Annotated in this window: 26 protein-coding genes and 2 pseudogenes; 17 read left to right on the forward strand and 11 right to left on the reverse strand. The window is 71.6% G+C overall.

Annotated features, from left to right (window positions below):
- The first annotated feature begins 7 nt into the window (after nucleotides 1-7).
- A complete protein-coding gene (locus OG202_RS38880) occupies nucleotides 8-1,597 on the forward strand; it encodes an AMP-binding protein (RefSeq protein ID WP_327727149.1) in 1,590 nt (529 codons plus the stop codon).
- A gap of 22 nt (nucleotides 1,598-1,619) precedes the next feature.
- On the opposite strand, the gene OG202_RS38885 is transcribed toward OG202_RS38880, so the two are convergent.
- The gene (locus tag OG202_RS38885) at nucleotides 1,620-2,324 is read right to left on the reverse strand and encodes a hypothetical protein (RefSeq protein WP_327727148.1); all 705 of its coding nucleotides are present in this window, start codon (nucleotides 2,322-2,324) and stop codon (nucleotides 1,620-1,622) included.
- 291 nt (nucleotides 2,325-2,615) lie between these two features.
- Here OG202_RS38885 and gcl point away from each other — a divergent pair, with 291 nt between their 5' ends.
- Nucleotides 2,616-4,400: a glyoxylate carboligase gene (gcl, locus tag OG202_RS38890; protein ID WP_327727147.1), complete on the forward strand. Its 1,785-nt coding sequence runs from the start codon at nucleotides 2,616-2,618 to the stop codon at nucleotides 4,398-4,400.
- 1,751 nt (nucleotides 4,401-6,151) lie between these two features.
- Here the strand turns inward: gcl and OG202_RS38895 are convergent.
- The 6 genes from OG202_RS38895 to OG202_RS38920 all read right to left on the reverse strand — a co-directional run bounded on the left by OG202_RS38895 (nucleotide 6,152) and on the right by OG202_RS38920 (nucleotide 11,089).
- Nucleotides 6,152-7,042 (reverse strand): 2-hydroxy-3-oxopropionate reductase, encoded by an 891-nt coding sequence (locus OG202_RS38895; RefSeq protein WP_327727146.1) that lies wholly within the window; start codon nucleotides 7,040-7,042, stop codon nucleotides 6,152-6,154.
- Nucleotides 7,043-7,108: 66 nt separating this feature from the next.
- Nucleotides 7,109-7,948 (reverse strand): TIM barrel protein, encoded by an 840-nt coding sequence (locus OG202_RS38900; protein ID WP_327727145.1) that lies wholly within the window; start codon nucleotides 7,946-7,948, stop codon nucleotides 7,109-7,111.
- Nucleotides 7,949-8,116: 168 nt separating this feature from the next.
- Complete coding sequence (locus tag OG202_RS38905) at nucleotides 8,117-9,865, reverse strand: SpoIIE family protein phosphatase (RefSeq protein WP_328224290.1); 1,749 nt, start codon at nucleotides 9,863-9,865, stop codon at nucleotides 8,117-8,119.
- A gap of 182 nt (nucleotides 9,866-10,047) precedes the next feature.
- Nucleotides 10,048-10,218, reverse strand: coding sequence for a hypothetical protein (locus tag OG202_RS38910; protein WP_327727142.1), 171 nt, complete (start codon nucleotides 10,216-10,218; stop codon nucleotides 10,048-10,050).
- A gap of 37 nt (nucleotides 10,219-10,255) precedes the next feature.
- Nucleotides 10,256-10,612, reverse strand: coding sequence for a PRC-barrel domain-containing protein (locus tag OG202_RS38915; protein WP_327727141.1), 357 nt, complete (start codon nucleotides 10,610-10,612; stop codon nucleotides 10,256-10,258).
- 204 nt (nucleotides 10,613-10,816) lie between these two features.
- Complete coding sequence (locus tag OG202_RS38920; RefSeq protein WP_326575173.1) at nucleotides 10,817-11,089, reverse strand: hypothetical protein; 273 nt, start codon at nucleotides 11,087-11,089, stop codon at nucleotides 10,817-10,819.
- A gap of 364 nt (nucleotides 11,090-11,453) precedes the next feature.
- Between OG202_RS38920 and OG202_RS38925 the strand changes: the two genes are divergently transcribed.
- The 3 genes from OG202_RS38925 to OG202_RS38935 all read left to right on the forward strand — a co-directional run bounded on the left by OG202_RS38925 (nucleotide 11,454) and on the right by OG202_RS38935 (nucleotide 13,335).
- On the forward strand, nucleotides 11,454-12,116 hold the full coding sequence (locus OG202_RS38925; RefSeq protein WP_327727140.1) for a DUF5994 family protein: 663 nt from the start codon (nucleotides 11,454-11,456) through the stop codon (nucleotides 12,114-12,116).
- 5 nt (nucleotides 12,117-12,121) lie between these two features.
- Complete coding sequence (locus OG202_RS38930; RefSeq protein WP_327727139.1) at nucleotides 12,122-12,382, forward strand: hypothetical protein; 261 nt, start codon at nucleotides 12,122-12,124, stop codon at nucleotides 12,380-12,382.
- Nucleotides 12,383-12,765: 383 nt separating this feature from the next.
- Nucleotides 12,766-13,335, forward strand: a complete 570-nt coding sequence (locus OG202_RS38935) for an STAS domain-containing protein (RefSeq protein WP_327727138.1) — start codon at nucleotides 12,766-12,768, stop codon at nucleotides 13,333-13,335.
- Between the two features lie 8 nt (nucleotides 13,336-13,343).
- On the opposite strand, the pseudogene OG202_RS38940 reads toward OG202_RS38935, so the two are convergent.
- Nucleotides 13,344-13,573, reverse strand: a pseudogene (locus OG202_RS38940) (MmyB family transcriptional regulator); the annotation flags it as partial.
- 26 nt (nucleotides 13,574-13,599) lie between these two features.
- Entirely contained in the window at nucleotides 13,600-14,499 is a 900-nt protein-coding gene (locus OG202_RS38945; RefSeq protein ID WP_327727137.1) for a helix-turn-helix transcriptional regulator, read from the reverse strand.
- A 200-nt stretch (nucleotides 14,500-14,699) separates the two neighbouring features.
- Between OG202_RS38945 and OG202_RS38950 the strand changes: the two genes are divergently transcribed.
- Nucleotides 14,700-16,100, forward strand: a complete 1,401-nt coding sequence (locus OG202_RS38950) for an MFS transporter (RefSeq protein WP_328224291.1) — start codon at nucleotides 14,700-14,702, stop codon at nucleotides 16,098-16,100.
- Between the two features lie 263 nt (nucleotides 16,101-16,363).
- Here the strand turns inward: OG202_RS38950 and OG202_RS38955 are convergent, their stop codons facing one another.
- A complete protein-coding gene (locus OG202_RS38955) occupies nucleotides 16,364-17,314 on the reverse strand; it encodes a helix-turn-helix domain-containing protein (RefSeq protein ID WP_328224292.1) in 951 nt (316 codons plus the stop codon).
- A gap of 214 nt (nucleotides 17,315-17,528) precedes the next feature.
- Between OG202_RS38955 and OG202_RS38960 the strand changes: the two genes are divergently transcribed.
- From OG202_RS38960 to OG202_RS38980, 5 genes are all read left to right on the forward strand, one after another.
- The gene (locus tag OG202_RS38960; RefSeq protein WP_327727134.1) at nucleotides 17,529-18,374 is read left to right on the forward strand and encodes an SDR family oxidoreductase; all 846 of its coding nucleotides are present in this window, start codon (nucleotides 17,529-17,531) and stop codon (nucleotides 18,372-18,374) included.
- 269 nt (nucleotides 18,375-18,643) lie between these two features.
- The gene (locus OG202_RS38965; RefSeq protein ID WP_328224293.1) at nucleotides 18,644-19,621 is read left to right on the forward strand and encodes an aldo/keto reductase; all 978 of its coding nucleotides are present in this window, start codon (nucleotides 18,644-18,646) and stop codon (nucleotides 19,619-19,621) included.
- A gap of 40 nt (nucleotides 19,622-19,661) precedes the next feature.
- Nucleotides 19,662-19,931 carry an NAD(P)H-dependent oxidoreductase gene (locus tag OG202_RS38970; protein WP_328224294.1) on the forward strand — a complete coding sequence of 90 codons (270 nt, stop codon included), beginning with the start codon at nucleotides 19,662-19,664 and terminating at the stop codon, nucleotides 19,929-19,931.
- 255 nt (nucleotides 19,932-20,186) lie between these two features.
- Nucleotides 20,187-21,260, forward strand: a complete 1,074-nt coding sequence (locus OG202_RS38975; protein ID WP_327727132.1) for an NAD(+)/NADH kinase — start codon at nucleotides 20,187-20,189, stop codon at nucleotides 21,258-21,260.
- Between the two features lie 170 nt (nucleotides 21,261-21,430).
- Entirely contained in the window at nucleotides 21,431-21,586 is a 156-nt protein-coding gene (locus OG202_RS38980) for a hypothetical protein (protein ID WP_328224295.1), read from the forward strand.
- Between the two features lie 48 nt (nucleotides 21,587-21,634).
- Here the strand turns inward: OG202_RS38980 and OG202_RS38985 are convergent.
- Nucleotides 21,635-21,793: pseudogene (locus tag OG202_RS38985) on the reverse strand (IMP dehydrogenase); the annotation flags it as partial.
- Between the two features lie 224 nt (nucleotides 21,794-22,017).
- Between OG202_RS38985 and OG202_RS38990 the strand changes: the two are divergent.
- The 6 genes from OG202_RS38990 to OG202_RS39015 all read left to right on the forward strand — a co-directional run bounded on the left by OG202_RS38990 (nucleotide 22,018) and on the right by OG202_RS39015 (nucleotide 26,093).
- Nucleotides 22,018-22,269, forward strand: a complete 252-nt coding sequence (locus OG202_RS38990) for a hypothetical protein (protein ID WP_326575161.1) — start codon at nucleotides 22,018-22,020, stop codon at nucleotides 22,267-22,269.
- A complete protein-coding gene (locus OG202_RS38995) occupies nucleotides 22,266-22,634 on the forward strand; it encodes a helix-turn-helix domain-containing protein (protein WP_326575159.1) in 369 nt (122 codons plus the stop codon). Before OG202_RS38990 ends, OG202_RS38995 begins: the two co-directional genes overlap by 4 nt.
- Before the next feature lie 178 nt (nucleotides 22,635-22,812).
- Complete coding sequence (uraD, locus tag OG202_RS39000; RefSeq protein WP_327727114.1) at nucleotides 22,813-23,337, forward strand: 2-oxo-4-hydroxy-4-carboxy-5-ureidoimidazoline decarboxylase; 525 nt, start codon at nucleotides 22,813-22,815, stop codon at nucleotides 23,335-23,337.
- A complete protein-coding gene (gene uraH / locus OG202_RS39005; protein WP_326575155.1) occupies nucleotides 23,334-23,735 on the forward strand; it encodes a hydroxyisourate hydrolase in 402 nt (133 codons plus the stop codon). Before uraD ends, uraH begins: the two co-directional genes overlap by 4 nt.
- Nucleotides 23,736-23,740: 5 nt before the next feature.
- Nucleotides 23,741-24,667, forward strand: coding sequence for a factor-independent urate hydroxylase (gene pucL, locus OG202_RS39010; protein WP_326575152.1), 927 nt, complete (start codon nucleotides 23,741-23,743; stop codon nucleotides 24,665-24,667).
- A 46-nt stretch (nucleotides 24,668-24,713) separates the two neighbouring features.
- Nucleotides 24,714-26,093, forward strand: coding sequence for an 8-oxoguanine deaminase (locus tag OG202_RS39015; RefSeq protein ID WP_326575150.1), 1,380 nt, complete (start codon nucleotides 24,714-24,716; stop codon nucleotides 26,091-26,093).
- Nucleotides 26,094-26,132: the final 39 nt, after the last annotated feature.

The raw sequence follows: 26,132 nt of genomic DNA on the forward strand, positions 1-26,132 counted from the left end.
CCGTCCGGTGACGGAGCCGTCGTACACGCACGGTACGAGCGACACGGTCCTGCTCGGCGACACGATCGGTGCCAACCTCGACCGGGCGGTCGCGGCCTGGCCCGACCGCGAGGTGCTCGTCGACGTGCCGTCCGGGCGGCGCTGGACGTACGCCCAATTCGCCGCGGACGTGGACCGGTTGGCGTACGCCCTGCTCGCGAGCGGCGTGGCCAAGGGCGACCGGGTCGGTATCTGGGCGGTCAACTGCCCCGAGTGGGTGCTCGTCCAGTACGCCACCGCCCGTATCGGCGCGATCATGGTGAACATCAACCCGGCCTACCGCACCCACGAGGTCGAGTACGTCCTCAACCAGGCCGGTGTCTGCCTGCTCTTCGCCTCGCTCAGCCACAGGACGAGCGACTACCGGTCGATGGTCGAGCAAGTCCGCTCCAGGTGCCCGAAGTTGAGGGAGACCGTCTACATCGGGGACCCGAGCTGGGACGCGCTGATCGCGCGCGGGACGCCGGTGCCGTACGAGGAACTGTCCTGCGACGACCCGATCAACATCCAGTACACCTCGGGTACCACGGGCTTCCCCAAGGGGGCGACCCTCTCCCACCACAACATCCTCAACAACGGTTACTTCGTGGGGGAGTTGATCGCATACACCGAGCAGGACCGGATCTGCGTGCCCGTGCCCTTCTACCACTGCTTCGGCATGGTGATGGGCAATCTCGCGGCGACCTCGCACGGCGCCTGCATCGTCATCCCGGCCCCGGCCTTCGACCCGAAGGCCACGCTGGACGCCGTCCAGCAGGAGCGCTGCACCTCCCTGTACGGTGTACCGACCATGTTCATCGCGGAGTTGAACCTCCCCGACTTCGACGCCTACGACCTCTCGTCCCTGCGCACCGGCATCATGGCGGGCTCGCCCTGTCCGGTGGAGGTGATGAAGCGGGTGGTCGCCGAGATGCACATGACGGAGGTCTCGATCTGCTACGGCATGACGGAGACCTCGCCCGTCTCCACCCAGACCCGGCGCGACGACGACCTGGAACACCGCACCGGGACGGTCGGCCGCGTCCTCCCGCACATCGAGGTGAAGATCGTCGACCCGGTGACCGGGGTGACCCGACCACGCGGTGCGGCAGGTGAGTTGTGCACCCGTGGCTACAGCGTGATGCTCGGCTACTGGGAGGAGCCGGAGAAGACCGCCGAGGCCGTCGACGCCGGCCGGTGGATGCACACCGGCGACCTGGCGACGATGCGCGAGGACGGGTACGTCGAAATCGTCGGCCGGATCAAGGACATGATCATCCGGGGCGGCGAGAACATCTACCCGCGCGAGATCGAGGAGTTCCTGTACGGCCACCCGAAGATCGCCGACGTCCAGGTGGTGGGCGTACCGCACGAGCGCTACGGCGAGGAGGTGCTGGCCTGTGTCATCCCGCGCGAGGCCGCCGAACCGCTCACGCTGGAGGAGCTACGGGCCTTCTGCGACGGGCAGTTGGCGCACTACAAGATCCCGAGCGCGCTGCGGATCCTGGACTCCTTCCCGATGACGGTGTCGGGGAAGGTGCGGAAGATCGAGCTGCGGGAGCGGTACACGACCGAGTAGGGATGCGCCCCGCAAGGAGCGCTCAGGCCTCGGCGCAGGCGGCGACGAGGGTCGTCGCCGCGCGGTTCACCGGCTGCGGGGTGCCCGTGAGGTCCAGGACGAACAGGGAGACGCCCAGGCCGTCGGCGCGGTCGCGGGCGTCGCTCGTGTACCCGGCGAGGGCGAAGAAGACGCAGTCGGTGGACTCCGTCATGGCCGTCAGCCACAGGCACTCGACGTCGCGCAGCGAGGCCGGGCGCACCGACGGGTCCACCTGGACCAGGGCGCCCCGCGTGGCCAGCCCGATCCCGGAGGGCTGGCGCTGGTCGGCGCGGCGGATGTCCCGGTAGCCCAGCCAGCGCAGATAGAGGGCCACGGCGGTGACCGCGTCGCGGGCCGTGCGGATGGTGTAGGGCCGGAAGGCCGCCCGGGGTCCGGCGGGCACTCCGGCCGTGTCCATGGCGCCGCCGGTTCTCAGCGGCCGTACGCCGCCGGCCACGGGAACGCGCAGCACGGTCCCGCAGGAGCAGCCCAGCTCCGGATGGGGCCACTGGTCCGCGCGACCGCAGTCGCCGCAGCGCACGGTCACCCAGTCCTCGTCCCAGGTGTGGTGCGTGACGGAGGTGGGGGCGGCGCGGCGGTCCAGGGGCGGGGCGACCGGGGCGCCGCACGCACAGGGGTAGGCCGGCGCGGCGTACTGATGCTCCCGCCCGCAGTCCGGGCACCGCACCGCCATGCTCTCGCTCATGCTCCCCACCCCACCCCACCACCGGGCCACCCTCGAAAACGCCCCCTCATCGTCCTCCAGCCAGGGCTGTCCCGGCAGGGAAACACCCCGAGACGCCGAAGGTGGATTCCGCCGCCCACGCCCTTGACGCTCCTGACACCGCCCCCTACATTGCTTCCAGATAGCAGAAGATTATTTCCGTAATGCGGAAATGTGCACACGCGATACGCCCAGGCAATCGACGAGATACGGAAGTGCTCACCGCGGGGCGCGACGGGAGCGCGAGTCCGGCAGCTGAAGCAGGAGTACGCAATGGCTCGTATGACCGCTGCCCGCGCGGCAGTCGAGATCCTCAAGCGTGAGGGCGTCCGTGACGCGTTCGGTGTCCCCGGCGCGGCGATCAACCCCTTCTACGCGGCCCTGAAGGCCTCCGGCGGCATCCAGCACACCCTCGCCCGGCACGTCGAGGGCGCGGCGCACATGGCCGAGGGCTACACCCGCACCCGCCCCGGCAACATCGGCGTGTGCGTCGGCACCTCGGGGCCCGCCGGCACCGACATGATCACCGGGCTCTACTCGGCCACCGGTGACTCCATACCGATCCTCTGCGTCACCGGCCAGGCGCCCACGGCCGTGCTCCACAAGGAGGACTTCCAGGCCGTCGACATCGCCTCCATCGCCAGGCCCGTCACCAAGATGGCCGTCACCGTCCTGGAGGCAGCGCAGGTCCCCGGCGTCTTCCAGCAGGCCTTCCACCTGATGCGCTCCGGGCGCCCCGGTCCCGTCCTCGTCGACCTGCCCATCGACGTCCAGCTCACCGAGATCGAGTTCGACCCGGACACGTACGAGCCGCTCCCGGTCTACCAACCCGCCGCCACCCGCGCCCAGATCGAGAAGGCGATCGGGCTGCTGAACGAGTCGGAGCGGCCGCTGATCGTCGCGGGCGGCGGGATCATCAACGCCGACGCCTCCGAACTCCTCGTGGAATTAGCCGAGTTGACCGGAGTTCCCGTCGTCCCCACGCTCATGGGCTGGGGTGTCCTGCCCGACGACCACGAGCTGAACGCCGGCCTGGTCGGTCTGCAGACCTCGCACCGCTACGGCAACGCGACCTTCCTGGAGTCCGACTTCGTCCTCGGCATCGGCAACCGCTGGGCCAACCGGCACACCGGGAAACTGGACGTCTACACGGCCGGGCGGACGTTCGTCCACGTCGACATCGAGCCCACCCAGATCGGCAGGATCTTCGCCCCCGACTACGGCATCGCGTCCGACGCCGGGGCCGCACTGGAGCTGTTCGTGGCGGTGGCACGGGAGTTGAAGGCGCAAGGGAGGATGCCGGACCGCTCCGCGTGGGCGGCCGCCACGCAGGACCGCAAGGCCCGCCTCCAGCGCCGCACGCACTTCGACGACATCCCGATCAAGCCGCAGCGCGTCTACGAGGAGATGAACAAGGCCTTCGGCCCCGAGACCCGCTACGTCTCCACCATCGGCCTCTCGCAGATCGCCGGCGCCCAGATGCTGCACGTCTACCGCCCGCGCCACTGGATCAACTGCGGCCAGGCGGGCCCGCTGGGCTGGACGATCCCCGCCGCGCTCGGCGTCGCGAAGGCCGACCCGGAGGCGTCCGTCGTCGCCCTCTCCGGCGACTACGACTTCCAGTTCATGATCGAGGAGCTGGCGGTCGGGGCGCAGCACCGCATCCCGTACGTCCACGTCCTGGTCAACAACTCCTACCTGGGCCTCATCCGCCAGGCCCAGCGCGCCTTCGACATCGACTTCCAGGTCAACCTGGAGTTCGAGAACGTCAACTCGCCCGAGCTGGGCGTCTACGGCGTCGACCACGTCAAGGTCGCCGAGGGCCTCGGCTGCAGGGCGATCCGGGTGACCGACCCGGCCGAACTGGGCGCCGCCTTCGAGCAGGCGAAGAAGCTCGCGGCGGAGTACCGGGTGCCGGTCGTCGTCGAGGCGATCCTGGAACGTGTCACCAACATCTCGATGTCCACGACGAACGACATCGGCAACGTGGTGGAGTTCGAGGAGATCGCGACGGAGCCGGGACACGCGCCCACGTCGATCAGGGCGTTGCGGGTGTGAGGCGTACGGCGCCGACGGTGCCGCAGGGCCGTCGGCGACGGCGTACGGACGTCTGGGGGCGGCTCATCCGGGGGGTGGGCCGCCCGGCCCCGCGCCCGGGCCGTCGTACGGCAAGGGTGTGCTCCGAGTCGTCCGGCGGTGGGGGAGGGGAGGCCTCGGCAGCGGCGCGACCTCGCATGACGCGAGCCGCTTTGCCGCGCCGCCGCTCATGGCCTCCCCCGTTTCCCCGGTTCTCCCCCGATCCCCGGGCCCCCGTTTCCCCCCGACCCCCGTGTTCCCCCGTGCCCCGTTTCCCCCGTGGGGCCTTTCCCCCGTCGAGGCCCGCCGCCCCCGTGCCGACGGGCCCCGTGTGACGAGAATGTGCCCTGACCCAGGGGTAGTTGAAGCCTTGGCACACGGGTTCAGAGGTTGATTTGAGGGTTCCGTAGACGGTCTACGCACGCTTGCGTAGGCAGCAAGCCGGTGGCCGGTGGCCGGTGATCGGGTTGTCCGACCCTGATCGCACAGTCCCTACCATGGCGACGCGCTGGTGGAACCGGCCGCGGCCGCCGGGTGGCAAGGAGCTCGAACGGCTGCCGGCGGAGGCAGGGGCCACGGCGGCCGGCGCCGGCGAGTGGAACGTGGTGCGCATGCTGGGCACCCGAGGACCGGCCCGGACGGTGGGTGATCCCACGCGGCCGCGCCGTAGACGGTCCTGTGGCGGGAGTGCGTCCTGCGTGACGGCCGCATCGACATCGAGGACCCGGCCGTCGCGCCCGGACATCGTCATCTCCCCGGCGGCCCTCGCCCTGCTCTCCACCGACGACCAGAGGCAACTCATCCTCCAGGAGACCGAGTTGCGCCGTCGTGCGGCCGGTCTCGAAGAGCTGCGCACGGCGTCGAGGACCCGGACGCCCTGGAACGGGACCTCCAGAGCGCGTTGGAGGGGCAGCACCGCATCTTCGGCGGTCGTTTCGGCGGCGAGGCCGCGCACCGCAGGCTCGCGCCCGGTGACGAGTCGACCTCCCGCTGGTCCGCGGTGACGGCGCCCCGCACATCGTTTGACGGGACTGGACGAGGACCGGCACCGCATCCGCGACGAGTTCGGCATCGAGCCCCGCCGGGCCAGGACGAGTTCGGCATCGAGCCCCGCCGGGCCAGTGCGCTCGTGCTCGTCGGTCACCGCGCCCTCCATCCGGACGTGCCGGAGGCGGAGATCACCGAGGCCCTGCGCACGTTCAACACCCATAGATCCTGGATCCTGGATCTTGGACCCCACCCGGCGCCCCAAGTCCTCCAGCTCTCGAACTCGCCGGCTCTCCGGATCGCGATGGGTCGGACCGCGGCGGATGCGACGGCGCCGGTTCCGCGTCCCTCACGTCGAGACGCGGGCCGGAGCCCGCACCACCGCACTGGCGCGCAGCCGCCGCGGTCCGTGCCCTGCCCGCGTGCTCCGACGCTCACCCCTCATCCGGGTCGGTCGGAAACGGTCGCGGGCGGTGCGTCCGGTGGCTGATGGGTGTCCATCAGGGACCGGACGCCGTTCGGGGATGCGTGAAGTCGATCGCCGGATCGGGCGGTTCGCGCACCGTGCCGGTGTCGGCCAGACCCTCACCCACCGTCAAGAGGCGTACGGACATCGCGGTGCGCCCGCCGACGCCCCTCAGGAAGTCGGCGTATCCCGGACGGTGGTTCCGGTCCGCGACGGCACCTGGGCGCGACAGGACAGATGTCGGCGCCGCCGCGGACCGGAAGTTCGGGGAGCCGGCGCCTCAGACCCGGGCGCCGGAGAGGCGGTCCACGGCGCGCAGCAGGGCCGAGTGGTCGAGGCCGCCGTCGCCCTGGGCGCGCAGCGAGGCGACCAACTGGGCCACCACGGCGCCGACGGGCAGGGCGGCGCCCACGGTACGGGCGGCGTCGGTGACGATGCCCATGTCCTTGTGGTGCAGGTCGATGCGGAAGCCCGGCTTGAAGTCCCGGTTCAGGAAGTTGTCCTTCTTGCGGGTCAGCACGGTCGAGCCGGCGAGCCCGCCGCCCAGGACGTCGAGCGCCGCCTTCAGGTCCACGCCCGACTTCTCCAGGAAGACCACGGCCTCGGCGCACGCCTGGATGTTCACGGCGACGATCAGCTGGTTCGCGGCCTTCACGGTCTGGCCGGAGCCGTGCGGACCGCACAGCACGATGGTCCTGCCGAGCGCCTCGAAGACCGGCGCGGCCTCGTCGAAGTCGGCCTGCTCGCCGCCGACCATGATGGACAGCACGGCCTCGATCGCGCCGGCCTCACCGCCGGACACCGGGGCGTCGAGCACCCGGATGCCCTTCTGCTGCGCCGCCCTCGCGAGGTCGACCGAGGTCTGCGGGGTGATGGACGACATGTCGATCAGCAGGGTGCCGGGCCTGGCGTTGCGCAGGATGCCGGCAGGGCCGTACGCGATGGCCTCGACCTGCGGGGAGGCGGGCACCATCGTGATGACGACGTCGGCGTCGCGCACCGCCTCGGCGACGGAGGCCGCCGCGGTACCGCCGACGGCGGTCAGCCGGTCGAGCTTGTCCTGCTCCAGGGTGTGGCCCGTGACCTCGTAACCCGCTTTGATCAGGTTCTCGGACATGGGGGAGCCCATGATGCCGAGGCCTATCCACGCGATCTTGGGGAGATTGCTCATGGTGAGGGTGCCTCTCTGACTGCTCTGCTGCGTCTGTGGGGTGGGCCACGCCCGTGGGGTGGGCGCTCAGTGCGCCGCGCGGGCCTCTCGGGGGAGCCACTCCAAGGCCTCGGCGCTAGGCCGGTCGCCCGGCTTGTACTCCAGGCCGACCAGGCCCTCGTACCCGGCCTTGGCGAGCTGGTCGAGGTGCTCCTCCAGCGGGACGGTCCCGGTGCCGGGGGCGCCGCGGCCGGGGTTGTCGGCGATCTGCACATGGCCGGTCCTGTCGGCGTACTCGGCGATCACCCGCGGCAGGTCCTCGCCGTTCATGGACAGGTGGTAGAGGTCCATCAGGAAGCGCGCGTTGCCGAGGCCCGACGCCTGGTTGACCTTGTCGACGACGCAGACGGCGGCCGGGGCCGACACCAGGGGGTAGAGCGGCGACTCCACCTTGTTCAGGACCTCGATCAGCAGCATCGCGCCGATCCGGTCGGCGGCCCGCGCCGCCAGGACCAGGTTCCGCAGCGCGAGCGCGTCCTGCTCGGCCGGGTCCACACCGGCGACGCGGTTGCCGTAGAGGGCGTTGAGCGCCCCGCAGCCGACGGACCCGGCGAAGTCCGCGGCCACGTCGATGTTGGCGCGGAACCGCTCCGACTCCTCGCCCGGGATCGACAGCGCGCCCCGGTCGGGGCCCGGGAGCACTCCGGAGTAGAAGTTCAGCCCGGTCAGCCGCACGCCCGCGTCCTCGATCGCGCCCCGCAGGGCGTCGAGTTCGGACCGCGCGGGGGTGGGCGAGTCGACCCAGGGCCACCACAGCTCGACCGCGGTGAAGCCGGCCGCGGCGGCGGCCGCGGGGCGCTCCAGGAGCGGGAGTTCCGTGAAGAGGATCGACAGGTTGACGTTGTAGCGCTGCTCTGCGAATCCCATGGGGCCTCAGGCGCTCCCTTCCGTACTCTTATTTCGTCCTGTTTCCATATTGTGGAATTCACTTTCTACTTAACGGAAGACTGTCGCTGACCTTTGGGCCTTGTCAAGAGGGCTCGGTGGAAAACGGCACGGGAGATGCCGGTGGGACGCGAACGCGAGAGGGGCGTGTCAATCCGTCGGCATACGCAGGGCGAGGAGGGCCACGTCGTCGGCGCTGCCGGGCGGCATACGGGCGAGCAGTTCGTCGCACAGGGTGTCCAGTGGTGCGTCGGCGAGTGCCAGAGCGTGGTGGCGCAGGCGGCCCAGGCCGGTGTCGAGGTCGCTGCCGGGGATCTCGATCAGGCCGTCGGTGTAGAGCAGCAGGGTGGAACCGGGCGGCAGGGGCTGCGCGGCGTTCGGACGGCTGCCCGCGCCGGGGTCCGGTGGGGCGCCGAGGAGGAGCCCCTGGCCGCCTTCGAGGTACCGCGCGTGTCCGCCGGGGGTCAGCAGCAGAGGCGGCGGGTGTCCGGCACTGGTCCACCGCAGGGTCCATGGACCCGCGTCCGGGTGGCCTTCGACCCGGGCGAGGACGAGGGTCGCCATGGAGACGGTGGTGATGGCGGGCATGGCGTCGTCGAGGCGGTCCACGATGGTGCCCGGCGGCCCGGCGTGGTCCCACGAGTGGTCCCAGGCCAGCGAGCGCAGGATGCCGTGCAGTTGGGCCATCCCGGCCGCCGCCGTCAGGTCGTGACCCACGACGTCGCCGATGACCAGCGCGAGCGTGCCGTCCTTCAGCTCGAACGCGTCGTACCAGTCGCCGCCCACCTGGGAGCCGGCCGGGGCGGGCTGGTAGCGGGCGGCCAGGCGCAGGCGGCCGGGCTGGGGCAGCGGGGCGAGCAGGTTGCGCTGCATGGCCTCGGCGATGGCGCGCTGGCGGCCGAACCGCCGTGCGTTGTCGATGACCAGACCGACCCGGCGGCCGATGTCGCTCACCACCTCCAGGTCGTCGGCGTCGAAGGGGTGCGCCGGGTCGGTTCGCACCACCGTCAGGGCGCCGGTGATCTGCCGTCTGGACCCCAGCGGCACCGTGATGGCGGACGTCGCGCCCACGGTCCGCAGGAAGTCGCCGTGCACGGCGGCCAGGGGAGCCTCGGGCGGGGCGGCCGCCGTCACGACCTCGTCCCACAGCACGGGAGCACCGCCGCGCAGTACGTGGACAAGAGGCGATCGGTCCGCCTCCCCGGCCTCGGGAAGGTGTTCACGCCTGCCCTCCAGCGTGGGGTCCCGGCCCGCGGGACCGGTCACCGCGACCCGGTGGACCTGCCCGGAACCGGCCCGGAGGTCCACCGCCGCCCAGTCGGCGAGGCGGGGAACCAGCAGGCGGCCCAGCCGGGCGAGGGCCTCGTCGGTCTCCAGGGTCTGCCCGAGTACGTCGGTGATCTCCGCGACCAGCGTCAGCCGCTCGGTGAGGTCCTCCAGCGCACTCGTGTAGGCGGCCCGTTCCCGACGCGCGCCATGGTCACCGGTGACGTCGGTGAACAGCACGGCCATGCCCTCGAAGGAGCCGTCGTCCGCCAGCGGGGAAGCGGACCAGGAGATCGTGACCAGACGACCGTCACCGCGCAAATGGCTGTCGCCCTCCCCGCTCGTGGCGACCCCCGCGGCCAGCGCCCGGAGCAGCGGGCACCGCTCCCGGATGAGCGAGCCGCCGCCCGCGTCCCGGTGCAGCAGTTCGTGCGCGTCCTTCCCGCGCATCGCGGTGGCGGCACGGCCCAGCAGCCGCTCGGCGGCCGGGTTGACGGCGAGGATCCGTCCGGTCGACCCGACCACCATCAGGGCGGTGTTCAGCTGCTCGACGACCTGGCGCCAGAACCCCGGCTGGGCCGTCGACCACGACCGCCCCTCGTCTCCCGGACCGGGCACCGCACCCTCCACCATGGGGTCCTCCCGTCGTGGCGGCCGCGCACCGCAGACCGCGGGCCGCAGACGCGTCAGCGGATGCGTCAGCGGAAGTGACACACCGGTGAACGATGGTTCCCCGCCGGGGCCCCGTCCGTACGGCCGACATGACGATCCGTCAGTCCATCTGGCCCCGCGCCTCCCGCGGCGCGGCTTCGCCGTCAGCGGAGGGGACGCCGCCTGGTACGCCGGGACGCCCGCGCCGCGAAGAAGATCACGTCGGCGGCGAAGACCACGATGCCGATGGCCAGGAGAGGGCCCAGGCCCTCCGCCGCGACACCGATGAGTCCCAGTACGACGGCCACCAGGAGCAGCAGAAGGAACAGCGCCATCACCCGGGACCACCTCCTCTGTGCCGTGTGCGTACGGTCAGCGGCGGGCGAGCTGACGTGCGCCTCCTGCTCCCGGCCGGTACGTCATGCCGTAGTGCCGGAAGATCTCCTCCTCCTGCTCGGCCGGCAGCACGTCGTCCGTCCCGATCGACGGGGCTTTCCGTACCTGCCCCTTGTGGTAGGAGACCTTGACGTAGCCCGGGCCGACCACCGCGTCGTCGAGGGGGACGAAGACCAGGCGGTGACGGGTGGGCAGCCCGGTCCGGACGGTGGCCATGGCCGGTTCGTCGGTGACGGTGTCCACGTAGACCGCTTCGAGCATGCCGATCCTGCGCTGTTTCGCGTCGACCACGTCATGGTTGCGCCACTCGCGGATGTCGGCTGAACGGATCATGCCCTGCTCCCTGTCTGCGCGCTCCGCCGGGCGGTGTCGGTACGACGGCCCCGGCGGAGACACGTCAGGGGCCGTCCTGCGGGCCCGAGCACATGAGAGCGCCGACCCCTTTGTCATCGTATGACCGAAACACCTCGCAGGCATCGGGTGCCTCCGCGGGCGGCATGGCGCCGGCCCACGCGCCCCGGAGCGGTGGCGTTCGGGTCAGTCGTGGTCCTCCTCCTCGGCCTCCATGAGCCGTATCCCCTCGTGCGTCAGCATGACGGTCGCGGGCGCGTCTCCGTGGGCCCAGCGGACGGTGACGAGCCCCTCGCCCACCAGATACGTGCAGGCCGCGGCCAGGTCCTGGTCGGGGATCTCCAACTCGTCACGCAGCCTCGCCCCGGAGGTGTCGGGACGGCCACTGCCTTCCATGCCCTCGTACAGGGTTTTCATGATCGCTTCGCGGTGGTTCTTCCGCTGGTGGAGTGTTGCCATGGTCGCCGCCACTCGTGCTGGGCTCCCGGACCGGCTCTCGGTTTTCACTCTACGCCGGGCCTCGGCCCGCGTACCCGACCGAGACCAGGGGTTCGTCGAGGTGCGGGCCGCGGCCGGCCACCGCTCGCCCAGCCGCCGATTCGGGTGTCTGGTCCGTAGGCCGTGGTTGTCGCCCCTGGGGCGACGGCTCCGGGGAGGGGCGCATGGGGCCGTCGCTCCGTCGCCGGTACGGTACGTCGGGCCTGTTCGAGGAGTAGGCTCCAATCACCGAGGATATTTCGCGCACCGGCTTCCAGGCTCGTGTCGTTTTCGGCGATCGAATATGCCGGGCCGGTCGTATTCGGCCCGGGGCAGGGTTCGCGTCATGACCGCGACGATCTCCCACCCGCCGCCAGCCGAAGCCGATGCCCGGTTCTCCTCGCCCTCCCTCCGCCTGTCGCTCGCTCCCGTCGGTTCCGTACCGGCCCTGCTGGACGGCGCATGGTGGCCCCGCTCCCGCGATCTCGGGGCGGAACTTCTCTCGCTGACCGCCGTACTGGATCCGCTGTGGGGGCGGATCACCCGGGTCACGGTGAATCCCGTCCACTGGCCGGTCGTTCCGCGCAAGGTGCTCGTCCACGGGCACGTGGTGAAGGTGGGCTGGTTCCTGTCCGAGCAGGACCCGCACGAACTGCTGTTGCTCTCGTACCGCACGGGCCGCTGGAACCTCCTGGTGGTCCCGCCGCGGACGCCCGCCGTATCGGCCGCCTGGCTGATGGCCGCCGCGAGCGACCCCCTGGGCACGTCGACCGCGAGCCGGTTGATGGAGGAGGCGGCGCGTCTGCGGGCGCTGTCCGACACCGACCGGGCCGGGCAAGCGGTCTGGGACTCCGAAGGAGGACATGAGGCCCGCGATCCGGCCGAGCGTCCGCGTATCCCCGCCGTACGTCCGCGTATCCCTGCCGTGACCGCCGTGACCGCCGTGACCGCCGTGACCGCCGTGACCGCCGTGACCGCCGTCATGCCGTATCAGCCGATGGGAAGGTGAGATCCGTGGAGACGTTCGTGACCGTGGTGGTGATCCTGGCGCTGATCGCCTTCGGGGGGCTCCTCATCCACCTGCTCAACTCGCAGCACAGCGACCGCATCGCCGCCTTCCACTACGGCCGGTCCGGGATGCCCGTCGCGGGACCGGCTCCGTCGGCTCCGCGGAAGGTTCGCGGCCGGGCGGGGACGACCGGCACCGGCCGTCGCCGCGACGGCGTACGCGGACGGCTCCACCTTCGGCGCCGCACCCGAAGGGGAGCAGGGTGAGCCCCGTCGTTCCGGCAGGCTCTTCCCGCCGGTCGTCGCACGGGCCGAACCGAGAGCGGGCCCGTTCGGTGACCGGCCGTAGCGGCACACAGGGCAGGCCGGGGTCCTGTCGTGTTCTGTGCCGTCGCGGGGGCCGGGCCCGGGCAAGCGGTGCCCTGCGGCGGCTGGAGCCCGGGGGCCGGTGAGCTGTCCGTCCGCGGTGGATCGCCGGCCGGTCGGCTGATCCTCGACCCCCGCGTCCTTACCGGGCCCGGTTCGCCCTACCGACTCCTACCGGCCGGTTCGCCGTCGATGCTTCCGACAGCGCCGTCTCGGCACAGGGCCGCACTCGTCCAGGACACTCGCCCGCCGGACGTGAATCTTCCCTGCTTCCGTCCGGTTCCATGGCACAACCTCCGGACGACCGGTCCGCCACCGCGCTCACCGAGCCGGACTGCCGGACCGGCCGTTCACCCGTCACCGCGCACCACCCCCGTATCGGCGGCAGCCGCGAGGGCCCTACCCGGCCCTGGCACGCGGCACTCCCGGCGGGCACCGCGAACCGAGGAGCCATGCCCCTTCCCCAGCTGAACGTCTACCGGCACGACCACACCACCCGCGCGCTGATCACCCTCGCGGGCGAGATCGACCTGGCCACCACCCCGCTCGTGCACACCGCACTGACCGGATGCCTGCGCGACGGCATCAGCAGCGTCGACGTCGATCTCACGGCGGTCACCTTCTGCGACGCGAGCGGGCTCAACGTGTTCCTCACGGCGTCCCGGCTCGCCGTCGACGCCGGCGCGACCCTCCAACTGCACTGTCCGCCCCCGATCATGGCCCGCATCATCGACATGACCGGCTCCGGCTTCCTCCTCGACCGGCCCCACGCCGTCCGGCCCTCCTCACACCGGCCCTCCTCACACCGACCCCCCTCACACCGGGCTCCCGCCGTCAAGGGCGGCACACCATGACGGCCCGGGAACGTCTTGCGGCCGTAGGAGCGGCCCTTGACGTCGTAGCGTTCCCGCAGACGGGCGAACTCCCGGCTGTTGAGGAGGAGTTCACCGGCGAGCCGGGTCAGGTCGGGGGCCTCGGGGGCCTCGGGGGCGGTGCCGGCCAGGGCGCGCAGCCGGGCCACGCAGCCGCGGACCTGGTGTTCCAGTCGTGGAACACCAGGTCCCGCGTGGCCGGGTGGAGGAAGGCGTAGCGGCCGGAGCGGCCACGGGCGGTCGCCGTCAGGTCCGCTTGTCTTCCGCGGACTTCAAGTCCGGCTCGGTGGCGGTCATGTCGAGGAGGACCATCTTGTCGTGGTCGGGGGTGCCGGGGTCGGCGTAGTGGGCGACCAGCCGGTGGCCGGGGAAGCCTTCCAACTGCATGGACTGGTAGGCGAGGGTGAGGTCGCCGACGTCCGGAAGGTGGAAGGTCTTGCTGCCGTGGGTGTGTGCCCGTACGTCGTAACGCTCCCACAGCTGGACGAACTCCGGGCTCTCGGCCAGTAGTTCGTCGACGAGCCCGACGAGGTCGGGGGCGTCCGGGTCGGTGCCGGCCAGGGCCCGCAGGCGTCCCACGCAGGCACGGATCTGTTCGTCCCAGTGGTCGAAGACCGTGCGCGCACCGGGATTGAGGAACACCCAGCGCGCGACGTTGCGCTTCTCGGGCGGCCACTGCTCCATCCCCACGAACAACCGCAGCCCGCCCGGGTTCCACGCGAGCAGGTCCATCGTGCGACTGACCACGACCGCCGGGTTGGGCCGCAGGCTCTCCAGCAGCAACGTGATCCCGGGTCCCACCGACGTGGTGGGCGCCGTCGGGGGCTCGGAGGAGGCGGGGCGGGCGGCGCACACGGCGAGGTCCCGCAGATGCGCGTGCGCGTGCTCGTCCAGCATCAGAACCCGGGCGAGCGCGTCGACGACGGCGGGGCTCGGGTGGGCCTCCTTGCCGCGTTCCAGGCGGGTGTAGTAGTCGATGCTGACCCCGGCGAGCGTGGCCAGCTCCTCGCGGCGCAACCCGGGCGTGCGCCGCAGACCGGGGCCGACCTTGAGGCCGGCCTCCTCGGGTGTCACCCGGGTGCGATGGGCGCGCAGGAAGCGTCCCAGTTCCGTGCCGTCGCTGCCGTTGCGCTGCTCCCGTGCCATGCGCCCAGTGTGTCAGTCCGGTCAGGACGGATCCATGTGCTGGGGCCGGGGGGCTCCGTCACACCCCCGAACCGCGCTCCCCGGCACAACTCGGCCTGCCACGCGACGCGTCGGCCGCGCAGGCTGGACACCGGTCGAAGAACTCGTTCCGCCTCCGGGAGTTCGTTGGCTCATCCGTTGCCTCATCAGGAGATACACCAGTGTCCAGTTCTGTCGCGCCAGGCAGGTCGTCCGCCGGTACCGCCGCCGGGAAGCGCGGCACCGCGAAGGGTGCCCGCTGGGCGCTGGCGGCAGCGTTGCTCGGGTTCTTCGTGATGACGCTCGACGCCCTGATCGTCAACGTCGCGCTGCCCGAGATCGGGCGGGACTTCGGCGGCGGCATGACCGGGCTGCAGTGGGTGGTGGACGGCTACACGCTGATGTTCGCCGCGCTGTTGCTGTCCGCGGGGTCCGTGACCGACCGGATCGGTGCGCGGCAGGCGTTCGGGGCGGGGCTCGTGGTGTTCACCGTCGCCTCGGCGGCCTGTGGCCTCGCACCGGACCTGGGTGTGCTGGTCATCGCGCGGCTGGTGCAGGGCGCGGGTGCCGCGGTGATCGTGCCGGCCTCGCTGGCGTTGATCCGGGAGGCGTTCCCCGACCCGGCGCGGCGCGCCCGGGCGATCTCGGTGTGGGCGATGGGCGGCTCGGTGGGCGCGGCGGCCGGTCCGGTGCTGGGCGGTGTGCTCAGTGAGCTCAGCTGGCGGATGATCTTCTTCGTCAATCTGCCGGTGGGTGTGCTGGCGCTGTTCCTGCTGACCCGGTCCGCCCGCTCGCCCCGCCAGGGCGACGCGCCGTTCGACTGGACCGGGCAGATCGCCGCGGTGGCGGCGATGGGCGGCCTGACGTACGCGGCGATCGAGGCCGGCGCCGTGCGCCCGGGCACGCCGCGCGTGCTGCTCGCACTGGTGGTGGCCGTGGTCGCGGCGGTGGTCTTCGTGGCGGCCCAGGCGCGCGGTCGGCACCCGATGGTGCCGCTGGAACTCCTGCGCGCCCGGACGATGGCCCTCTCGGCGACCATCGGGTTCGCGCTCAACGTCGGCTTCTACGGGATGATCTTCCTGCTCGGCCTGTACCTCCAGCAGGAACAGGTCCTGTCGCCGATGGCCACCGGGCTGGCGTTCCTGCCGATGACGCTGCTGACGGCGGTCGTCAGCCCGACCGCCGCCCGGCTCGCCGCGAAGTTCGGGGCACGGATGCCGATCGTCACCGGGCAGCTCCTGATGGCCGCCGGCCTGGTGGCGCTCTGCGTTCCGCCGGCGTCGGCGCCCGCCTGGCTGCTGGTCCTGCTGATGATCCCGGTCGGAACCGGCGGCGGCCTCGCCGTACCGGCGGTGACCTCACTGCTCCTCGACCGGGTCCCCGCCCAGCGCGCCGGCACCGCGAGCGGTGTCCTGAACGCCTCCCGCCAGCTCGGCGGCGCCCTGTCCGTCGCCGTCTTCGGCGCCCTGGTCTCCAACCACGCGCACTTCCTGCACGGGCTGCGCACCAGCCTCCTGACCGCCGCGCTGCTCGTGGTCCTGACCGCGGTGGCGTCCGTACTCGTCGAGGAGAAGACCGCCTGACCTCGACATCGGCCTGGACGGGCCAGGAACTCGACAGCATCGAACACGCGGAGGAACCGCAGATCGCGTCCCTGCGAGGCGGCGGCGCACTGGGCACGACGCCGGCCCGACCCACGGTCACGTCCACCTGAGACCACCCCCCGTGAGCCCACCCCTCCGTATGAGGAGCCGCCCCCACGAGAGCCCTGGTACGGGGTGCCGTCGGCGGGGGCGCGCCGACGGGTGATGCCGTCGGCGCGCCCCCGGCGTCTCGGCCGAGACGGTCAGTCGGCCGAGTCGGTCTGCTCGGTGCCGGCGGGCGGCGCGGCCCCCTCGATGTCGTCGTTGGTCGCGGCCCAGCTGGCCAGCAGGTTCAGGGCGTCCTGGGAGGGGGAGGCGGGCTCGGCGGTGTAGGCGAGGAGGAACTGGCCGGGATCGTCGCCGAGCGGGAAGGCCTCGAAGGGCAGGTCGAGATCGCCGACGACCGGGTGGTGGAGCAGCTTCACGCCGGTGGAGTGCATCCGTACGTTGTGGGCGGCCCAGCGGTGACGGAACTCCTCGCTGCGGGTGGACAGTTCCCCGATCAGGTCCGTCAGCCGCCGGTCGTAGAGATCGCGGCCGGCCTCGGCGCGCAGCATGGCGACGGCGTCCCCAGCGACCTGGTCCCAGTCCCGGAAGAACTCGGTCGCGCGCGGGTCGAGAAAGATGAACCTGGCGTTGTTGGGCGGCCGCACCGGGTCGGCGTAGACCGGGGAGAACAGGGCGCGCCCGAGGTGGTTGGCGGCCAGGATGTCCCCGCGTCCGCTCAGGACGAACGCGGGAGTGCCGACCATCGCGTCCAGGACACGCTGCACCGCGGGCCGCACCCGCTGCTGAGCCGGCCGGCGGCGTGGCGGACGGGTCGCGTCGGCGCCACGCAGGAGGTCGAGCAGGTGGATTCGCTCGGCCTCGTCGAGCTGCAGCGCCTGCGCGATGCCCTCGATGACGCTCTCGGAGACGCCGGTGGCGTTGCCGCGCTCCAGCCGGGTGTAGTACTCGCTGGAGATACCCGCGAGGAGAGCGACCTCCTCACGGCGCAGCCCGGTGACCCGTCGGCGCTCTCCGCCGTACGTGGGCAGTCCCGCCTGCTCGGGGGTGACCTTGGCCCGTCGCGTGCCCAGGAATTCCCGGATCTCCGCACGGAAGTCATCACGAATGTCGCGATTGCTGCCGTAAGGGTCATTTCTTCCTGCCATGTGCCTCACTCTACGAGTGCTTCCGCGGGGTTGGGGGTCCCTGTCAGTGACCCCCTCATCAGGGACTCCCACCCGCCCGCGACAACCGGTTCTGTTGGTGGTGCACCGCCCACAGCGGTGTGAACGGCCCGGATACGGCGGCGCTCGTGCCGCCGGTCGGCGGTCCCTCCGCGGGGACCGCCCGGAGCCGCTTACTCAAGGATGAGGACCCCCCATGAGCAAGGTCATTCTCGTCACCGGTGCCGGACGCGGTCTGGGCACGGACATCGCCCGCGAGGCCCTCGCCGTCGGCCACCAGGTCGTCGCCACCGGCCGCCGCCCCGAAGAGGTCGAGAAGACCCTGGGCGGACCGCAGGACAACCTGCTGGTCACCAGGCTCGACGTCACCAGCGCCGAGGACGCCGAGGCCGCCGCGCGGGCCACCGTCGACCGCTTCGGCCGCATCGACGTCCTGATCAACAACGCCGGGAACCTCTTCACCGGCTACTTCGAGGAGATCTCGCCCGAGCAGATGCGCCGGCAGTTCGAGACGAACCTCTTCGGCCCGATGAACGTCACCCGCGCCATCCTGCCCCTCATGCGCAAGCAGCGCGCCGGCCATGTCATCACCATCACCTCGACCGCCGGTCTGGTCGGCATGGAGTTCACCTCCGCCTACGCCGCCTCCAAGTTCGCGGAAGAGGGCTGGATGGAGTCCCTGCGCCACGACGTCGAGCCGTACAACATCCACACCACGGTCGTGGAGCCCGGCTACTTCCGTACCGAGCTCCTCGTGGACGGGTCCACCATCTGGCCCGAGCTGTCCATCGACGACTACGCCCCGCGTACCGCCCCGAGGATCGAGGGCATGAAGAGCATGAACGGCCGGCAGCCCGGCGACCCCGCCAAACTCGCCCGCGCCCTGCTCGCCATCGCCGGCCAGGACAAGCCCCTGCCGCGCTTCGTCGCCGGCGCGGACGCCGTCGAGGCCGCCGAGGCCAAGGCGAAGGAACTCCTCGCCCAGGCCGAGGCCTCCCGCGAGCTGGGCGGCAGCCTGGCCCACGACGACGCACACGCCTGAGCAGGACGCCCCACACTCGGCCGACGCGAGGGCCGCGGTCGGGTGCACCCCGGGGCGGAACCGTCAGCGCCGCCAGGGCGGAATCCGTCAGCGCCCTCAGGGCAGAGCCCGTCAGCGCACCCGTGGCGGAAGCCGCCGGCGGGCGCACGGTGCCCGCGCCGGCCGCGCGCCGATCAGCGCAGCACGGTCGGCCGGCCGAGGGCGCACCACACCGATCACCACCACCACCACCGACCGGGCCCGACGGCCGTCACGACAAGGAGTACCTGATGAAGCACGTATCACTGGGCGGGCTCGATGTCTCGCGCATCGGCCTGGGAGCCATGACCATGGCCGGCACGTACACCACGGGCGGGGAGCTCGACGACGCGGAGTCGATCCGTACCGTCCACCGGGCGCTGGATCTGGGGGTCACCCACATCGACACCGCCGAGATCTACGGCCCCTTCCACAGCGAGGAACTCGTCGGGAAGGCCGTCAAGGGACGGCGCGACGTCGTCATCGCGACGAAGTTCGGCCTCGTCTCCCACAGCGGCGGCGGCCCCCGTGTGATCGACAGCAGCGCCGGCAACGTGAAGGCCGCGGTCGAGGGCTCGCTCAAGCGGCTCGGCACCGACCACATCGACCTCTACTACCAGCACCGCGTCGACCCGAACGCACCCATCGAGGAGACCATCGGCGCGCTGGCCGAGCTGGTCGCCGAGGGCAAGGTGCGCCACATCGGGCTCTCCGAGGCGGGGCCCGAGACGATCCGCCGGGCACACGCCGTGCATCCGGTGGCCGCGCTGCAGACCGAATACTCGCTCTGGACCCGCGACGTCGAGGCCGAGATCCTCCCGCTGCTGCGCGAGCTCGGCATCGGGTTCGTTCCCTACTCGCCGCTGGGGCACGGCCTGCTGACCGGGCAGATCCGCACCGTCGACGACTTCACCGATGACGACTGGCGCAAGACCAACCCGCGCTTCACGGGCGAGAACTTCCGGCGCAACCTGCGCATCGTCGACGAGGTGCGGGCCATCGGCGCCGAGATCGGAGCCACCCCGGCCCAGACCGCGCTGGCATGGCTGCTGACCCGCGGTGACGACATCGCCCCCATCCCCGGCACCCGCCGGGTCTCGCGCGTCGAGGAGAACACCGCCGCCGACGGCATCGAACTCGGCGCCGCTCAGCTCGACCGCCTGAACAACCTCACGCCGGCCGCGGGCGAGCGCCACGACGAGGCCAACATGGCCACCGTCGACCGCTGACCGCTGCTGCCGGCCCAACCAGTGCTCCTGGGCCTTCACCATGGACGGATCCGCCTCGCAGCTGGCCGGCAAGAAGGCAGTCGTCGCCGTCACCGCGGGCGTCCCCGCCGAGCACTACACCCCCGAAGGCTCGAACCAGGCCACTCTCGAGACCCTCCTCGGCAGCTGGCACGCGACCCTGCGGCTCTGCCAGTTCGACATCCAGCAGCCGATGGTCAAGGTGTACGGCACCGCCTTCGGCCTCTCCGACGAGGACCTGGCCACCTCCGCCAAGCAGTACAACGAGCTGCTCGCCGCCTTCGCCGCCTGACCGCCGGCCGCGCCACCGCAAGGTTCGCGGCGCCGCGGAGCTCGCCGAGCGGGACGCACGGCGGCGGTCGAGAGAACACGAACCCGGACGACTGCGTACGGCACCAGCGGGAACTGGTGACTACGACCGACCATCGACGAGGCGACCGACCACCGACGACGTGACCGGGCACCGACGACGCACGCGAAGGCGAGACGTGGACCGCGCCCCGCACCGTCGCCGCGACCTGGTGACGGAGATTTCCGGGAGGCAGAGATGACGGTGAGCCGACTCGGTCTCGTCGTACACGGCGGGCGCGTGGAGGCCGTGGAGGCGGCCGGGGTGGTCCGTGCGTGGTGCGAGGAGCACGGCGTGCGGTGCACGGACATCGACGTATGGCACGACGGTGGGCGGCGCACCGCTCGTGAGGAGGTCGGGGCCGCAGGTGACCCCGACCTCATCGTCACCCTGGGCGGGGACGGCACCTTCCTGCGGGGCGCCCGGCTGGCGGCGGAGAACGACGCCCTGGTCCTGGGCGTCGATCTGGGGCGGGTGGGCTTCCTGACCGAGGTGTCGTCCTCGGCGGTGCGCGAGGCACTGGACGCGGTGCGCGAGGACCGGCTCAGGATCGACACCCGCATGCTGCTCGCCCTCCGGGCGTCCCGCCGCCTGGAGGTGCCGGCGGGCATGGAGGAGTGGGTGCGGTACGGGCGCGGTCCGCTCCTGCCGCCGCCCCAGGTACGCCCCGACTGCGAGGTCGACGACGAGTGGGGCATCCCCCTGGACGTCACCGCGCTCAACGACGTCGTCCTGGAGAAGCTGGTGAGGGACCGGCAGGTGTCGGCCGGTGTGTACGTCTCGGGGCGGCTCCTGGCGTCCTACTCCGCCGACGCGCTGCTGGTGGCCACCCCGACCGGTTCGACCGCCTACAGCTTCGCCGCCGGCGGCCCTGTCGTCTCACCTCGTGCGGAGGTGCTCGTCTTCACGCCGGTCGCCCCGCACATGGCCTTCGACCGGTCGGTCGTCACGGCCCCCGACGAGCCCGTCGGACTGCGGGTCCTCGAACGGTCGGGGCCGGCCGCGGTCAGTATCGACGGCCAAGTGCGGGGCGTTCTGGACCCGGGTGACTGGATCGGCGTGTACGCCGCCCCGCGTCGCCTGCGGGCCGTCCGGCTGGGGCCGATGGACTTCTACGGCCGTCTGCGCGAGCGGATGAACCTGACCGACGCCCCGGCCGCGGTCGCCGACGGATCCCCGGCGCCGTTGTGGTCGGTAACGACCCCTCCGCCGGGAGACCTCGCCCATCTGGCGCTGCTGACGGTCCGGGACGGACCCTCTCCCCTTCTGTGACCGCGGCCTTCCGGGCCACCCGGTTCGGCCCGGGCCACCCGGTTCGGGCACGGCCACCCGGTTCGGGCACGGACACGGACGTCGCGGGATGCCCGGCGGTCCCTCGGGCGGCGGCCGCCCCCGTCGATCGGCGGTCCCTCGGGCCGTGGCCGCCCCCGACGCTGATCGCCGTGACCATGGCGTCAGGCGCCGGCGGGCGCCCTGAAGGCGTCGAGCTCGTCGCGCACTCGCTACGGCTCTCGCTCCAGCGGCATGTTGGCCTCGTCCCGGACCGCGTCCAGGGCCCCGGGCGCGTCCTGCTCCAGCGGGACCGGCTGGTGCGGTAGGTCCAGGTAGGCCCAGGTGGTCTCCTCGCGTGCGCGGCGGCGCTGCGATCAGGGGCGGATGGGGGTCTTCAGGGCGGTGCGGCCGGCCATGGCGCGGTAGCCGTCGAAGCCGACGGTGTGGTCGAAGACGCGGCCCGGCTCGACGGTGCCGTCGAGGATGTCGGGGAGGAGTTTCCCGATGGAGGCGCGGGCCGGGGCGGTGCCGCCTCACCTGCAGGGCGAGGCTCCGTCACGTGCCGGGCGAAGGGATGCCCTGGTCGGTTAGGGTCGCCTCGTGGCGGACGGAGCGACTCCGTCCCGTGAAATTGATGGGCCCGGGGTGCTCGCGGCTGTGAAGCGGTCGACCGACGCACCCCCGTGCCGTCCCGATGTGCCCGCACGACGGGTGATCTGGGCGAACGTGCGGGTCGGATGCGTGTTCTGGGGGCGCGATGCGATTGAGAGTGGAGTTCACGACCGAGCCCTTCGACCTCGACGAGGCCCCGGCGCACGCGCTGGTGGCCCGCGAGGTCGTCGAGGCGGCCGAGCTGGACGCGGTCGACGTCGGCCCGTTCGGCAACACGGCGGAGGGCGGCGCCGACGCCGTGCTCACCGCCGTGGACGCCCTGCTGCGCCGGACCCTGGAGGCCGGCGCCACCCGGATCTCGCTCCAGGTAAACGTGATCGGGGAGGGCGGCGAGTGACCGGCGCCGGTGACGAGCCCTTCGTCGCGGCCGTCAAGCCGCTGGTCGACGCCATGGGCGGGGCCATGCTGCCGCCGGACGAGGCCGGTCCCGACGACGTCGTCCTCTCCTGGGAGGGCACCGCCGTCGTCGCCGTACGGCTGCCGCAGCTCGCCGAGTCGCTGGATCACATCCTGGCCGCGATGGAACGCCAGAAGGGCAGGCCGCTGGCCGACCTCGACCGCAGGGCCAAGCAGGAGGTCGTACGGATACTGGAGGCGCGCGGCGCCTTCTCCGTGCGCCACGGCGTGGAGACCGTCGCGAGCGCGCTCGGCGTCAGTCGCTTCACCGTCTACAACTACCTCAACCGCGAGAAGGAGGTCTGAGGGGCATACCCAGGCCTCGCCGTGGTCCCAGCCTCCCAGTCCCCCCGCCTGGGCCCAGGGCCCAGGGCCCTCCCGCCCCTCGACGTAACCGCGATTTTTCAACAAACTGTTGACGTGGTGTCGTCGCGCGGCGTTAGCTTGCCGTAGTCAGTCCAGCACCACGGCCACGGAGGCTCCCGTGACTTCGCGTTCTTCGACACCGGGCCTCGCCCGTTTCAACACCCTGGAGGAGCACGCGGCCACCGCGGCGCTCCACGAGGCGTGCGCCTCGGCGGAGTGGGGGCGCAGGCTCCTCGTCGGCCGCCCGTACGCCACCGTCGAGGAGCTCTTCGCGGCCAGTGACGCCGCCATGGCCGAGCTGACCGATGGGGATCTGGCGGAGGCGATGGCCGGACATCCGCCGATCGGCCGACCGAAGCCGGGCGACCCGACCTCGGCCCGTGAGCAGCGCGGTATGGCCGGCGCCTCCGACGAGCTCAAGGCGGAGATGCTCGAACTGAACCTGGCCTACCAGGAGAAGTTCGGCCATGTGTTCCTGATCTGCGCCACCGGCCGTACCGGCGAGCAGATGCGCGACGCGGTCAGGGAGCGGATCGGCAACGCGCCGGAACGGGAACGCGAGATCGTCCGCACCGAACTGGGCAAGATCAACCGCATCCGCCTGGCCCGGCTCGTCGAAGTGGAAGAGGAAGCCCGATCATGAGCACCCCCACGACCGCCTCGGTGTCCACGCACATCCTGGACACCACCGTCGGCCGCCCCGCCGAGGGCGTCGCCGTCCGCCTCGCCGCCCGCTCGGGTCGCGGCGCGGACTGGCAGGCGCTCGGCGGCTCGGCGACCGACGCCGACGGCCGGTGCAAGGACCTGCCGGCCCTGCCGGAGGGCACCACCCACGTACGGCTCGACTTCGAGGTCGAGCCCTACCTCGCAAGGACCGTGAAGAAGCAAGCCGATGCGCAGCAGGACGCCCCCGCGAATCGGGACAGCGGTGCCGTGTTCTTCCCGGAGGTGGCGATCACCTTCGCCGTGAACCCCGGCGAGCACTACCACGTACCGCTGCTGCTCAACCCGTTCGGCTACTCCGTATACCGAGGGAGCTAGCACCCATGGCCGACAATTCCCGCCCTGCCCGCCCGGTGTTGGGACAGAACCAGTACGGCAAGGCCGAGAACCGGGTCGTCAAGATCACGCGGGACGGCGCCACCCACCACATCAAGGACCTGAACGTGTCCGTGTCGCTGAGCGGCGACATGGACGAGGTCCACCTCTCCGGCTCCAACGCCAGCGTCCTGCCGACGGACACCACCAAGAACACGGTGTACGCCTTCGCCAAGGAGCACGGCATCGAGTCCGCCGAGCAGTTCGGCATCCATCTCGCCCGGCACTTCGTGACCTCCCAGCCGGCCATCCACCGGGCCCGCATCCGCGTCGAGGAGTACTCCTGGGAGCGCATCGAGCACTCCGGTGAGGGCGCGCACTCCTTCGTCCGCAAGGGCCAGGAGACCCGGCTGGCCCAGATCACGTACGACGGCTCGTCGTGGGAGGTCGTCTCCGGCCTCAAGGACCTCACCGTCATGAACTCGACGGACTCCGAGTTCTGGGGTTACGTCAAGGACAAGTACACGACCCTGCCCGAGGCGCACGACCGCATCCTCGCCACCGACGTCTCCGGCCGCTGGCGCTTCAACTGGACCGACGACGAGCGGCGGATGCCCGACTGGGAGGCGTCCTACGAGCAGGTGAGGAAGCACCTGCTCCAGGCCTTCGCGGAGACGTACTCGCTCTCGCTCCAGCAGACCCTGTACCAGATGGGCGCGCGGATCATCGACCACCGCGACGAGATCGACGAGGTCCGCTTCTCCCTCCCGAACAAGCACCACTTCCTGGTGGACCTGGCGCCGTTCGGGCTCAAGAACGACACCGCCGACGGAGCCGTGTACTTCGCCGCCGACCGCCCCTACGGCCTGATCGAGGCCACCGTCCTGCGGGACGGGTGCGAAGCGAAGATCCCGGCGGACCTCACCAACCTCTGAAGTGACCTCTGAAGTGACCTCTGAAGTGACCTCTGAAGGACGGACCATGGCAGCAACCCAGCGCCTCGTCATCGAGAACGCGGCGATCGCGACCGTGGACGCGCGGGACACCGAGTACGCGTCCGGTCATGTGGTCGTGGCGGACAACGTCATCGAGTCGGTCGGCGAGGGCAGGGCCCCCGAGGGTCTGACGGACGTCGTACGCCGGATCGACGCGAGCGGGCACCTCGTGACCCCCGGTCTGGTCAACACCCACCACCACTTCTACCAGTGGATCACCCGGGGCCTGGCCACGGACCACAACCTCTTCGACTGGCTCGTCGCGCTCTACCCGACCTGGGCCCGCATCGACGAGCGCATGACGTACGCGGCGGCCCAGGGCTCGCTCGGCATGATGGCCCGCGGTGGCGTGACCACGGCCATGGACCATCACTACGTCTTCCCGAAGGGCTCCGGCGACCTGTCGGGCTCCATCATCCGGGCGGCGAGCGAGATGGGCGTCCGCTTCACACTCGCCCGCGGCTCCATGGACCGCAGCGAGAAGGACGGCGGACTGCCCCCGGACTTCGCCGTCGAGACCCTGGAGGGCGCGCTCGCCGCCACCGAGGAGACGGTCGGCAAGCACCACGACGCCTCCTTCGGCGCGATGACCCAGATCGCCGTCGCCCCCTGCTCGCCGTTCTCCGTCTCCACCGAACTGCTCCGCCAGGGCGCCGAGTTGGCCCGCCGCCTCGGTGTGCGGCTGCACACCCATGGCTCGGAGACCGTCGAGGAGGAGAAGTTCTGCCACGAGTTGTTCGGCATGGGCCCCACCGACTACTTCGAGTCGACGGGCTGGCTCGGCGAGGACGTGTGGATGGCCCACTGCGTCCACATGAACGACTCCGACATCGAGGCCTTCGCCCGTACGAGGACGGGGGTCGCCCACTGTCCGTCGTCCAACGCCCGGCTGGCGGCGGGGATCGCGCGCGTCCCGGACATGCTGGCCGCCGGTGTCCCGGTCGGTCTCGGCGTCGACGGCACCGCGTCCAACGAGTCCGGCGAACTCCACACCGAGCTGCGCAACGCGCTCCTCATCAACCGGCTCGGCGCCCACCGCGAAGCGGCTCTCAACGCCCGTCAGGCACTGCGCCTCGGCACCTTCGGCGGCGCCCAGGTCCTGGGCCGGGCGGGCGAGATCGGCTCGCTGGAGAGCGGCAAGCTCGCCGACCTCGTCCTCTGGAAGCTCGACACCCTCGCCCACGCGTCGATCGCCGACCCGGTGACCGCCCTGGTCTTCGGCGCGGCCGCCCCGGTGACGGCGTCGTTCGTGAACGGCCGGCAGATCGTGGAGAACGGCCGCCTGCTGCACGTCGACGAGGACGCGATCGCCCGCTCCACGAGGGACGAGGCCCGGCGCCTGGCACGGATCGCCGCCGAGGCGTGACCCGCTGAACTCTGGTCGAGGGGGACGGCCCTCGACCAG

Origin of the sequence: Streptomyces sp. NBC_00310 (genome assembly GCF_036208085.1) — a bacterium.
In the GTDB taxonomy this organism is placed as follows: Bacteria; Actinomycetota; Actinomycetes; order Streptomycetales; family Streptomycetaceae; genus Streptomyces.